Genomic DNA, 11,711 nt, shown 5'->3' on the forward strand with positions numbered 1-11,711 from the left:
CATCAATCCCAGGCCGCCTCGACGAACTCGAAGGTTTCGATCGCATAGCGCCCGAGGCGCAATCGGCCGAGCGTTTGCCGCGCCTGCTGGACGTCGAGCTGCATTCTGATGACGGGGTTGTAGAGTTCGACCTGCGTCCCTGCGGGAACATCCGTACGCAACGGAGGCCAGATGTAATAGACCCTCGGCGAGACGTCCGTGTCGATATCCCAGATACCGTAGCCGCGTTCGCCGATCCCGATGAATGCGCCATTGCTGATCGACACTCCATCAGGGAGTGCAATCGAGACAGCGGAATAGCTCTGCAAAACATCGGCAGCAACGGTCCCTACCGGTGCGACGCCGCCGAACATCGAGCCATCGGAGAATGTGGAGTCGTCGGAAAACGGCGTTGCGGCAGATAGCCCGACCGGGGCCCTGATCCAATCCCACATCGGCATATAGATGTCGCCGCCGGTGGCGACGCAACGCAGAAGAATCGCGCGGACGGCATTGACGCGCCATTCGTAGATCGGGACGTCGATCAGACGGAATCGCCAGAGCCCCGCTTGATTTATGACGCGATCCGGCACGCCGAGGCCAGGGCGAGGCCCGAAGATGTAAGGGGCCTCGCATAGCGACTCGACATCGGCCGGAGCGATCTCTCGCGGCCATTGCAGGATTGACGGATCGATCAAAGCCGATTCCGCTGATTTTCGATCTCATCGAGCAGCATCCGGTTCCGCTCATCGAGTTTGTTGTCCATCATCTTGTCGATGGTGACGAATAGCTCGTCGCCTTTCAGCGTCGCACTCGCTTTGGTGTCTTCTCCGCGGTTGTTTACGATCGTCACCTTCAACCCGTTGCCGCCGGCGCTCTGCGTCGATCCACCCGGAGCACGTGGCGCCGCGAGATTGAGCGGCTGCTTGCCGAGCCCTGTCATCAGGCCGCCGTCGGCGAAGGCGGAGACACCCCGTCCGCCGCCCGCGGCAGAGAGCAAGGCAGGAATACCGCGCCCACCGGGAAGCTCGACGTGCGCGCCGCCTGAGCGATCCACGACGACATGCAGCCCACGAGGGTCCGTCATCGGGATATAGGCCTCCGGGACGCGGCCCTCCCCGAAGAGCGCGAGCTGCGGGCTGTTGGCGATTCCGCCGCCGGCATAGCGGCGCATCGGGATAGCGCCGGTAGACGTCATGAGTCCGCCATCGGCGAAGCCGAAGAGCCCGCCAATGCCGGAGAGCAGGCCGCCGATGATGCCGCCTGACGATTGCTGGAACGGGCCGATAGCGCCAGCCGCTTGCCCAGCAAAGTTGTCGTTCATTCCGAAGAGTCCGCCAAGCCCTCCGAGCAGACCATTCGCCCCGCCGATACCACCAACACCGCCGACATTCACGACGCCCGCCTCGACGTCCATCCGCTGCGTCTTCTTGTCCTTTTCGCCGCCGCCGAGACCGAAGAGATTGCCGAGCGGCCCGAGACTGTCCGAGCCCATGGAGCCGAGGAACATGCTCGTCAGATTGCCGATGCTCTGCTGAATCATGTTCTCGCCGAAGCGCAGCGCCGCATCCCGCAATGCTGTACCTGCGTCTTGTCCGCGGAAGGCAGCGATAGCCGGACTCGATATGATATCGTTCGCCGAGTTCCGCACGAGGTCATAGGAGGCGATGCGCTTGCGCTGCTCTTCCTGCTGCTTCGCCAGATCGCCATAGGCCTGCGCGGTAGCGTGGATTTTTCCGCGCAGATCCTCATACATTCTGGCGCCATCGGCGCCGAAGCGGTTGATGAGGCTCTGTTGCGTGACGCCATATGACTGCGCCTGGGTCAGCAGCTCGGCCTCTTTGCTCAGCGCCGCAGTCTTCTCGGCGGAGATCCCATAAACTCCGTTCTGTGCCTCAAGCAGCGCCCGCTGACGTTCGATCGACTGATTCTCTCGATTGATGGCGTCTTCGACGCCAGAAATTACTTCTTGGCGGCGTCTGTTCCTGTCGATCTCATCGATGTCTGCTGATGCTGTCGAACCCATCGCTGACAGGCTACCGCCGGGGCCGCTGTAGCTGTCGAGAAAGCGCGAGACGTAGGAGGCTCCTGTCGTCCCGAGGACATCCGACGCCGCTGCACCCCGCGCTAGCGGGCGGCCAGTAAACCAGACGGATGCGGCGTCGGAGACGTTACCGTAGCGCGCGAATGATGCGCCGAACTGCCGATCAAATACTGCATCCTGAGCCGCCGGGTTCGAGAGAAATTCCTGCGGCGTCAGTTCACGCCCGACCGCTGCCTGTGTCCAAGACGGAATATTGGCGCCCATGATCTGATAGCGGCCATAGGCGCGGTCTCCGCCGGCCGTGCGCGGACCGAGTGCGGCATAGTCCCCTGACCCTCGGCTCTCAATCGCCGCAATTGCATCGCGCGCCCGAGGAAGATCGAGGCCGCCGGTGATGAAAGCCGGGACGGGCGCGACGCGCTCTGGGGAGATGCTGGCGATCACGCCCTCGATAACTGTCGCGAAGCGCGTCGCGGCATTGCCGGCGCGATCGAACCCGAGCATCAGCGGGGTGAGCCGGACATCTTCGGCGCCAGGAACGAGACGCTGGCGGAGGTCACGGGTCTCAACATCAACGCGCCGCATCGCGCGCTCGAATTGGGTGTCCCCCTGAGCAACATAGAGCTGGTCACGAGAATCCTTGACGATCTTTCGCGCCTCAGCATTCGCCGATGCGATTGCTTCATTCATTACATTCTGTGCAGCGGTCGCCGCGGCGAGCACGCTATGCGACCGCTCGATTTCGGCCAGGAACGCACGCTGCGCCGTGACGGCGGCCATGAGCGAGAAACTCTGCCGGGACTGAGCGTCGATCTCGCGCAGCCGGAGATCGGATTCGAGGGCGATCCTGTCGACGACAGAGAGGCTCGCGAGACCCATGGCGATATTGAGCCTGGAGATCGCTTCCGCTACATTTCCGGCCCGGTCCCCGAGCGCGGCGAGGCCGTCATTGCTGTCGGTCAGTTTGCGAATGGCATCGAGGGAGTCGCGCAGCCCACGCAGCTGTGCTTCCTGCGGCATGGCGGAGTCGATTGCGGATGTGGCGCTCTGTGCGAGACGGTCGAGCAGCTCCTGCTGGCGCAGCGCGTCGATGCGGCCAGCATCTCTCAGGTCGCTTTGCTCACGCAGCCTGCCATAGCGCAGATCGACCTCGCGCAGACTGGCCTGCAACGGAGAAAGCCCGCGCAGCTGTGCCCGGTCCTGGGCCTCACGGGCCATGTCGTCGAGACGGCGCGCCGACTCGGCGAGAGCGGCGTTGCGGGCGCCTTCCTTCGCGATGTTGGCTTCAAGCTCCGTCTTCGTTTGGCGAATCGCCGCCGTATAGGCCTGCTCTGCGGCGACGCTGGCCCGTTGCTCGAACGAATAAGCGCCGATCGAGCGCACGGCGAGCTCGTTGTCCTGCCGCATCCGCTCAACTGGCGTCTGGAAATTGGCGAGCGCCGTCGTCAGCTGCGCGACGACATTCTTCGCAGCGTTCGCCCGATCACCTAGCGCCGCGAGCCCATCCGACGTCTCCGTCAACGGCTTCAAGATCGCGAGCTGGCGCTCCATCGTACGGCGCTGCACATCATCTGGGGACAGTGAATCGATGAGCGGCCCGGCGAGCTGCGACCGGCGACGGAGGTCGACATGATCGCGCTCCCGCTGCGCCTGCGTGATTTCCGGGGCGAGCCCGATCCGCTGCTCGTAAGTCGAGAGCGAGCCCATGCCAGGGGAGGGCAGGGCGGCCTGCGCCTGGCGCGGCAGCTCGGCCCGTTGGAATTTTGGCAACAGCGCATCGAGCCCGGCCCCGATCCAGTCCAGCGCCTTGCCGGGGAGCGAGGAGATCATTTCCCAGCCGCGCGCGAGCAGCCCTGTCGAGTCGTGCGCCTTCCGGACCTCTTCATCGAAGAGGCGCGTCTTCAGCGCCGCAGCCTCGGCGAAGCGCCCGGTCTGCTCCAGCGCCGTCACCATCTCCTTTGTCGCCATCGACACCGGGCCGAAGCGCTTCTCGAATGCACCGAGCCCCTGATCGCCGACAATCCTCGCGATTTCGGTATTCGCATCAGCAAGCTCGAGACCGAACGCATGTGCGAAGCGGGGCGCATCGCCGAGCAAGGTCTGATAGTTATCGACACCAATTCCGGCCTGGGCGAATTGCGCCGCCCCTGTGACGGCCTGTCCGCGCAACATCACGCCCGAGCGGACAGTCGCGTCGGCGATAGCGGAGATCTGTCCTGCCGATGCGCCGGCGGCACGGCCGACGCCATTGAGCGCGCGCTCCAGTTCTGCTTGCTGATCCCGGAACCGTATCACGGCGAATCCGGCCGTGCCGACCACGGCTGTGAGGAGCGCGAGGGGATGCGTCGCAACGCGAAGTGCGGTTGATCCAACTTCGGCGATGGCAGCCCTGGCTCCGATGCTCGACGACGAGAGAGCATCGAATATCTGCGCGCCTTGCGATGTCACAATCTGCATTGGGCTCGCACCCATCGCGCCCATGGTAATGACGTCTTGAAGCTGGCGCGATAGATTCGTCCATTCGTGGCGAGCAAGACGAGCGTTGTCATTTGCTCCGGGCGCACTTGGCGTGGCACGCGCCACGCCAACGGCCGCGACGTCACCAAGAGCACCAGATGCGCTAGGCATACTATAACCGCCTCTGGCGCGCGCCGCGTTCTTCGCCACTGCGTCCAGTGCCGATGACGCAGACGTGGCCTCCGACGTGATCTCGGCCATCGCATTCGCGAGCGCGCTCGTGCCGAGAGCGGCTTCGCGCCCTGCCTTGCTGAAGGCGCCGCCCATCTCGCGGGCGGAGCGCTCGGCCTTTGCCGCGGCATCAGCGGCAGTCTTCGCAGCGGCGGCTCCGGCGCTGATCCCAGTTGTTGCATCGGCAGCCTGCTTGCCTGCCTTGGAAGCGGCCGATCCCATCTTATCGGCCGACTGCTCGGCCTTCTTCGCCGCCGCTGCGAAATTGTCGAGCGCCAGCGCGCCCTTCTCGGCCTGCGACGAATCGATGGAGAGGCCGAGAGATGCAACATCAACCATCTCAGCCTCCTTTCTCTCTCTCGCGCTCGGCTTGATCCGCGCGCTCTTTTACCAGGGCCTCGACGAAGGCGGCGTCGATGGCCTTCAAAACAGCCATTTCATCACGCGTCACGAGATCGCCGGCAATCGCCGCCCATGCAGCCCATTCCAGAGGCGTGATGCGGCAAGGTGAGCCGTCGTCATAGCGGCGCGTGCTCGATGCGTCGGAGAACCATGCGAGGATATGTCGCCCGCGCTTCGGCTCGACGATGACGGGATTCGCATCGTCCGTGCCGAAGCGGATATTGCGCTCGCGCCGCGTCTCGCCGTGTATGTCCGGCGTCGTATAGCGAATCGTGAGCGCGACGAAGGCGCAGAGTTCCTTCGTCAGCCCACGGTAAAATTTGCGGAATCGTTCTTCGCCTTCGCGACCTGGATATAGATCCAGTCTTCGGCGAGCAGGATCTCCGCGACTTTAGCCGCAGAGAATGTGGGAGTCTCGCCATTGTAGGTGTGCTCTCCCCATTCCCAGGACGCGACATGGGCGGAGAGAATCTCCGCGTTGCGCCTCGCGGTCTCCTCGGCGCGCGGCGGCGCAGCTCCGATGATCGCCGCATCCGTCTCGTCGTCGAGGATCTTGCGCACAGCTGCTTTCGCGGCCGGGGACGAGGCCGATCGGATCTGCCAAACGATTCCGAGCGGCTTTCGCGTGATCGGGTGCCGGAGATCGAGCGCGAACGTCCGTTCGTGGGCGAAGATGTTGCCGATGTCCATCGTTCACGCCCTCACGAGTTCGTCGGTTCGATCGTGATGTTCAGCTGGTTCATATGCAGCGTGAAAACCTCGAGGATGAAGTCTTCCTTGCCCGTTCCGGGTCGTTCCGGACCAGTCACGACGCCCTTGTTATAGGTGATCGTGTTGCTATAGCCGGCGGCGGGGGCGTCCTCATATTCGACCTTGAACGCATACTCGCTGTCATTGGCCGGAGCCGCCGCCGTGCGGAGCACGATCTGCCCGGCATCGTTATAGACGCGCGCCATCTCGACACTCCAATTGCCACCATCCGCGCCGCCTTTGCCTTTCTGATCGACGGCGTCGGCGAGCGACGGATAGTTGATGACGCGCGTCGTTGTCGAGACGCCGCCGATCTTGCCGACCTTCTTGACCTCGACCCAGGTCAGGGCCGCGAATGCCGCGGCGTCGAGATCGCCGCTTTGCGCAGTGGCGCAGATATAGATCTTCGCGCCCTTCATTGTGTTTGGAGCGGCCATTATGTTGTCCTTTCATCAAGCAACCGCGCGCCACGAAATCGTGACGGGCGTTCTGGTCAATTTGTCCTCTTGGATTGCGCTCCCGACATCGGGGCGCCCATCGATATGGAGCTTGAATCTCTCGTCTCCGGGCCACAGCACTTGTGATTCGAAGTGATCGGCAATTGCGGCGCCTACTCGCGCCGGATGAAGCGCGCCGCCTCCGCGTGGCATCACAACGGCTACCTGCAAGAGACCTTGGAACAACGTCTCCGCATCCGAGGCGAGGAACGGGTCATCATTCCGGTTCGGCAGATAATCGCAGGCGAGCCATGGCCCGGCCGGCGGGTCGAACGGCACATCAGGCCAAGCGATCGGTAGGGCAGGGGCGAACGTCAGTGCCTTCAAGTGATTGAAAAGCAACGTAGGGATAGCGACTTCCGGCGCGTCTGGCATTTATGATACCCTACGGCGATGCAGCACGATGACGAGCCGCCGCTCATGACAGACCGCGAAATCCATGCGGAGTTCGCTCGGCTTATCGAGGCGATCGGCGATCGCAGCGGCGAGACAGAGCTGGGCGAGAAGACGCTGCGCGCCGTCGAGCTGTTCGTCGGCGGCTGCATGCTCGTGCTGTTCAAAGAGATTGATCGCGACGCTCATTCGCCCGAACCGCCGCCTTCGCGCGAGCCGTAGCCTCCGAGATGATCCACGGCCAGTTCTGCGCGGCGAGGCGGACCATCCCTACGCCGGCTTGATTGTAGCTGCGGCCGAGAGAATCCTTTCCAACGAAACCATACTCGAGGCGCAGCGCATAGGCGGCGACGAATCCGAGATATATCGTTCCGCCGAGCGGCACATTCGCAATCGTTAGGTTCACAGTCGCAGAGTCGAACGCATATTTCGCGCCTTCAGCCGGCTTCGCGTCGGCGCGCATTACCGGCATTTGCTCGCCGCTGGCTTGGAAGCTGTGTCGCAGGAAACCCGTATCGATCGGCGATTTCGCGACGACTTCCTCGGCGAGGTCTTCCGCGGCGATATGAAAGACCGCCTCGATGCGTTCCTTCGTTTCGAGGACCCACGCTTCGACAGCAGCGGCGAATGTCTTCTCGGCCATCAGCGGAGCCCCCGGGTATGGTTGATCTTCACTTCCTCGCGGCACCTGCACTGCACCTCGTCATAAGGCGCGTGCATCTGCGGAGACATGCCGGGCGGGACCTTGTATGGCTGACGCCAGGGAACTCCTTTGCGGTTCAGCTTTTCGACCTCTCGATGCGTCTCACGGACCCTCTCGTCACGGGCCGAGATCGGAATCTTGATCAGGTCTGCTTCGCGCACCTGGCCCTTATCGATTGCCTGCTCATAGGCTTCGACCTTCGCGGCGCCGAGAGCCTTGATCGTTTCAGTGCGCGAGATCGTGTCGGCGCGATATTTCAGGGATCGATTGCGGTATGCAGTGAGCATCTTCGCCCGCGTCGCGGCGGGGATCGGCTCGCCGGTCTTGATCGCGCGCGCGATGGCGGTGTCGAAGCGTTTATCGCGCAGTCCGCGACCGAGCGCATTGCGGAGCGCTTTCGGGTCGGTCGAGGCGAGCTCGGCGGCGTAGTTGCGCTGCCCCTGCTCCTGACCCGAGGTGAGGCCGATAATCCCGCCAGCGCGCTTCTGCGTCCGTGGATCGATGCGCCCGACGACATCGAGCGCGGTCTCGCGCGGATTGCGCCCGGCCTGTAGGCCGGCGCGCATGTTCTCGCGGATCGCGGCGCGCTGATCCTCGACGATCTCGGTGACGAGCGTAGAGGATTTCTCTCGCGCCCATGCCTCGGCCCGGGGCGCGCGGATATCGAAGAGCACCTTGATGAGCGCGCCGCCGTCGCCGCGCGCCGCCGGGATGGTCTCCACCACAGCCGACCCGCCGGCGCCGTAGGCCGCGACGACCTCGTTTCTTAGCCCGACGAAATCCCCGGGATCGAGACCGACGGCTCGGATTGCTCCCTCGATATCGCCGACACGGAGCCGATCCTCCAATTGCTTGATCGACACCTTGTCGATGATGCGCTCGATCGCAGCGTGAAAGGCATCACGGATGCGCGGCTCCCACGTCTCCGTGAGAGCTTCGATCGGATCGCGGTTCGACGCCATAGAAGCCGATCGATCAGGCCGAGCGTGCCAAGATTCCCACGAGGTACTTCGCCGCCGCTCCGGCCGAGTTGGCGACGCGAATGATATCGCCGGTTCCGGCCGTCACGGTCGCGAGGCCCGAGGCGGTTCGATTGACTTCGACGCAGAAGTCTCCGGGGCCAATCGGGCACCGCGCATTCGCGAACCCGGGTACGGTATTCGAGCCGCCGCCCGGCGTCAGCGTCGTGGTGTTCGGAGCAGCATTCGGGTCGAGCGGCTTGTTGATGATGGCGAAGGCAATCAGCTTCGCTGCGGTGAAGGCGGCGCCGAGCGCGTCCGTCAGAACACCGGCGAGGTCGATATCATCGTTGACGTTGCTCGCCACCTCGCGCTCGGTGACATAGAGCTTGTCGAATTTATTCGCGCCGGTTCCATTCGCGATCAGCAGCGATTGGGAGATATCCATCCGGATGAACGGACCGCCGAAGACGTTCGCGCCGGCCTGAGACGTGGTAAGAGAGAAGTCGAGTTTTGCGGAAACTCCCATTGTCCTTGTCCCCTATTTTCGCGCCCACTTCGGGCGACGTGCTTGCACGTAGGCGGCGCCGAGCCGCAGGATGATATCCTGAAGCGCGTAGGCTTCGAATTCGATGGACGGCTCACGCTCGTCCATTTCCTTGCGGATCATCTGCCAGACGTGGACAGCCTCATGCGCGATCAGCGCCATGCTCGGCAACGCTGGCTTCCCGTCATGTCGCTCATTCACGCAAACAATGACCGCGACCTCGCCCGTCTTCTTATGCTCGAACGTAACGGCCCGAGCATCGGACTGCGGATAGGGCTCGCCTCTCACGCCGCGGCGCTTCATCTCGCGCGCCCATGCTGCCTCGGACGGACAGAATCCGTAGGTGATCGGGAAGAATCCAGGTGGGCACCATATGATGCGATCTGCGGCCTTGCGCTTCGTCACCGGCGCGCCTGAATTTCCCAAAAAATGATCGTCCCGGCCGGGGAGAGCAGAGAGACTCGCACGATCTCGTGAGGGATACCGCCGATGATGATCTGGTCTTGCTCGGTCGGCGCGATCGTCAGCCCTGCGGTCGAAACGAACAGCCGCTTGTCGCCGGCCCTGATGCGCGTCCCGTCGATCTGCCGAATCGCGTAGCCGACTTCGACGAGGAGACAGTCGTAATCCGTCGTCGTCGTGATCGGGTCATAGGCGGGGCCGGAGCGCGTCATTCGGCGGATTTTTGCGGCTTGCCCGGCTTCCGCGATAGCGACTTCGGCCTCGGCTCTGATCTCGGCGTAGTCGATGGCGGTCATCAGATCACGTCCGGAACGCGCCCGGTTTCGACCATGACGGGAGGGTGCTGCGTCCCCAAGATTGTAAGCACCACGGGCGCGCCAGCCACGATAGCATCGATTTCTTGAGGCGTCGGAAACCAAGCAGTCTGCATGGCTGGAGTTCCTTCGCCGCCGACCTTGCAGTTGACCTCGACGTCGCGAAGCGGAAGGCCGAGATACCCCTGCGATTTTCCGAGGACGCGCGTAGCGCCTTCGATATGTCCGATCAGCATTCGTCGAAGACTCCTATCTCATGCCCGATACAGCATTCCGACGACTGAAGAGCCGCGGCCGCAGACGAACGGCGCGATCAAGTCTCGCACCATTGCTGAGACCGCCCTATGCTCTTCGGCTCCGGCGAGCGGGTTCGCGTATTCGGTCTCGATAGGCCCGATGACGCGGCGCTTGACCGCCTTGCTCGGCGTGACGACCGGCGACAGCGCGCCAGGGTTTTGCTTTTCGATCAGCGACAGCTCGGCGCAGGCGTCGACGATCTCGCCCGGGATTTCGTTCGATGCGATTCCATTGCCCTCGCTGTCGACGCAGCCAGAGCGCGGCCAAGCGAGCGCTTGTGCCCGGCCATGCGTCCGGACGCCCGCCCAGGTGACAGAGCGCGACAGGTAAGCGGTCGCGCGCCGGATCGCGGATTCCTTATCAGCGTCATCTCCGGTCCACGCCGCGGAGCCACGCGTAGCATGATAGGCGTCGCAATCTGCTACGGAGATCAACGCGTCGGCGTCGGGCAGTCCGGAGCCGTCCTCGACAATCAGCATCGGCTACTCCGCCCAATCGCTGGAGATGACGCCGCAGCGCCGGCATTGGGCGCCCTTCGGCGTCAGCCAAAACAGGAACTCGCCGCACTTGCAGCGCCAGTGCATTTCCGGTTCGACGGCGTGCTTCGGAGCACCCCAGTTGCGACCGCATTTCGGGCATTCCACATGTGTCACGCCGACCGGGACGACACCGGTCCATTCATGCTCACAAGCGCCGCAGACGAACTTTCCCGCCATGTGAGGGCCGTCGCCGGCGTCGCCTTTCGCCGGTCGGAGATCGATGACGTTGCTCATTACTGCCGAGCACTCACTTCTGATCGCCGGCGCCGATCTCGGCCATAGCGGCCGCGGCCTCTTCCTCGGTCTGGAAGCCCTTAGATACATGCGCGTCGCCAGCTTTCACGAACCATCTGCCTCCAGGGCCTTTCGCGATGGTCATAGACTGCGAGAGGGCAGGGGAGGGAGCATTGGCGCTCTTGTCGCCCGCACCAGCGATGCTCTCTTCCGGCCCTGCGCCTTGCCCGGCGCCCGCGGCGTCGCCTTCATTCCACGGAGGCGGCTCCTGCTCGCCGGCGCCTGGCTGTTGCTCTCCTTGCTGCGGCGCGGGCGCGCCGTCGGCCTCGCCGTCGACTTGCCGGCGCGAGGCCGCAGCGGCGTCCGCCTCGGCCTTGCGAAGAGCCTGCTCTTCGGCCTCCCTCCGCTCGGCTTCGGCGTGAGCTTCCTCGGCGGCCTCGCGCAGCGATCGACCGGACTCATCGACGAGCTCGTAATCCGCCGGCGCAGCCTCATACTTCTCCCGCGCGATCAGATGCCAGCCACGCGGGCCGTCACGCTTTACGCGAACAAGATTCTCCGTGCTCATTATGAGCTCGCTCCGCTGGTCTTCAGGACGCCTTCATCGTTCCAAATCGTCACGCCGTCGTCGGCCGGATCGGTCGTCGGAATGGCGTCGAGCATGGCCTTCTGATCGGCACTCGGAACCTGCGCCACGAAATCTGCCTCAGCTATGACAACAGAGAGCATACCCTGCGTCTCGAAATGCCGCGGCAGCGCGTAAGGCCCGAACGCTGCGGCGGCGGCGTTGGTGACGCGCCGACCGATGCTACGGTCCTCGACCTGCCGGACATACCCGGAGCCGTCGACGATCGTCGCCGTGAGCGTGTGGCCCGCCGGAAGCGGGTGAAGGGACCATGCCAT

General features: G+C 63.8%; 16 protein-coding genes. All 16 read right to left on the bottom strand.

What is annotated here, in order from left to right; all coding sequences use genetic code 11:
- Positions 1-2: 2 nt before the first annotated feature.
- On the bottom strand, positions 3-677 hold the full coding sequence (locus tag AC6IW9_RS14825; RefSeq protein WP_497764680.1) for a hypothetical protein: 675 nt from the start codon (positions 675-677) through the stop codon (positions 3-5).
- Entirely contained in the window at positions 674-5,050 is a 4,377-nt protein-coding gene (locus tag AC6IW9_RS14830; protein ID WP_497764681.1) for a phage tail length tape measure family protein, read from the bottom strand. The genes AC6IW9_RS14825 and AC6IW9_RS14830 overlap by 4 nt, the downstream gene beginning before the upstream one ends.
- A 366-nt stretch (positions 5,051-5,416) precedes the next feature.
- The gene (locus AC6IW9_RS14835) at positions 5,417-5,674 is read right to left on the bottom strand and encodes a hypothetical protein (RefSeq protein WP_497764683.1); all 258 of its coding nucleotides are present in this window, start codon (positions 5,672-5,674) and stop codon (positions 5,417-5,419) included.
- A gap of 140 nt (positions 5,675-5,814) precedes the next feature.
- The gene (locus AC6IW9_RS14840) at positions 5,815-6,300 is read right to left on the bottom strand and encodes a hypothetical protein (protein ID WP_497764685.1); all 486 of its coding nucleotides are present in this window, start codon (positions 6,298-6,300) and stop codon (positions 5,815-5,817) included.
- Between the two features lie 15 nt (positions 6,301-6,315).
- Positions 6,316-6,735 carry a phage tail terminator-like protein gene (locus AC6IW9_RS14845; RefSeq protein ID WP_497764686.1) on the bottom strand — a complete coding sequence of 140 codons (420 nt, stop codon included), beginning with the start codon at positions 6,733-6,735 and terminating at the stop codon, positions 6,316-6,318.
- Entirely contained in the window at positions 6,736-6,942 is a 207-nt protein-coding gene (locus tag AC6IW9_RS14850; RefSeq protein WP_497764688.1) for a hypothetical protein, read from the bottom strand.
- The gene (locus AC6IW9_RS14855; protein WP_497764690.1) at positions 6,917-7,396 is read right to left on the bottom strand and encodes an HK97 gp10 family phage protein; all 480 of its coding nucleotides are present in this window, start codon (positions 7,394-7,396) and stop codon (positions 6,917-6,919) included. Before AC6IW9_RS14855 ends, AC6IW9_RS14850 begins: the two co-directional genes overlap by 26 nt.
- Positions 7,396-8,418, bottom strand: a complete 1,023-nt coding sequence (locus AC6IW9_RS14860) for a structural protein (protein ID WP_497764692.1) — start codon at positions 8,416-8,418, stop codon at positions 7,396-7,398. The genes AC6IW9_RS14855 and AC6IW9_RS14860 overlap by 1 nt, the downstream gene beginning before the upstream one ends.
- A gap of 13 nt (positions 8,419-8,431) precedes the next feature.
- Positions 8,432-8,944 carry a hypothetical protein gene (locus tag AC6IW9_RS14865; protein WP_497764693.1) on the bottom strand — a complete coding sequence of 171 codons (513 nt, stop codon included), beginning with the start codon at positions 8,942-8,944 and terminating at the stop codon, positions 8,432-8,434.
- A 12-nt stretch (positions 8,945-8,956) separates the two neighbouring features.
- Entirely contained in the window at positions 8,957-9,367 is a 411-nt protein-coding gene (locus AC6IW9_RS14870) for a hypothetical protein (RefSeq protein WP_497764695.1), read from the bottom strand.
- Complete coding sequence (locus tag AC6IW9_RS14875) at positions 9,364-9,720, bottom strand: hypothetical protein (RefSeq protein WP_497764697.1); 357 nt, start codon at positions 9,718-9,720, stop codon at positions 9,364-9,366. Before AC6IW9_RS14875 ends, AC6IW9_RS14870 begins: the two co-directional genes overlap by 4 nt.
- A complete protein-coding gene (locus AC6IW9_RS14880) occupies positions 9,720-9,974 on the bottom strand; it encodes a hypothetical protein (RefSeq protein ID WP_497764699.1) in 255 nt (84 codons plus the stop codon). Before AC6IW9_RS14880 ends, AC6IW9_RS14875 begins: the two co-directional genes overlap by 1 nt.
- An 18-nt stretch (positions 9,975-9,992) precedes the next feature.
- Positions 9,993-10,514 carry a DnaT-like ssDNA-binding protein gene (locus AC6IW9_RS14885; RefSeq protein WP_497764701.1) on the bottom strand — a complete coding sequence of 174 codons (522 nt, stop codon included), beginning with the start codon at positions 10,512-10,514 and terminating at the stop codon, positions 9,993-9,995.
- A 3-nt stretch (positions 10,515-10,517) separates the two neighbouring features.
- On the bottom strand, positions 10,518-10,808 hold the full coding sequence (locus AC6IW9_RS14890; RefSeq protein ID WP_497764702.1) for a hypothetical protein: 291 nt from the start codon (positions 10,806-10,808) through the stop codon (positions 10,518-10,520).
- 13 nt (positions 10,809-10,821) lie between these two features.
- Positions 10,822-11,376: a hypothetical protein gene (locus tag AC6IW9_RS14895; RefSeq protein WP_497764704.1), complete on the bottom strand. Its 555-nt coding sequence runs from the start codon at positions 11,374-11,376 to the stop codon at positions 10,822-10,824.
- Entirely contained in the window at positions 11,376-11,711 is a 336-nt protein-coding gene (locus AC6IW9_RS14900) for a hypothetical protein (RefSeq protein ID WP_497764706.1), read from the bottom strand. The genes AC6IW9_RS14895 and AC6IW9_RS14900 overlap by 1 nt, the downstream gene beginning before the upstream one ends.

It is taken from the genome of Methylosinus sp. shoA (assembly GCF_059718125.1).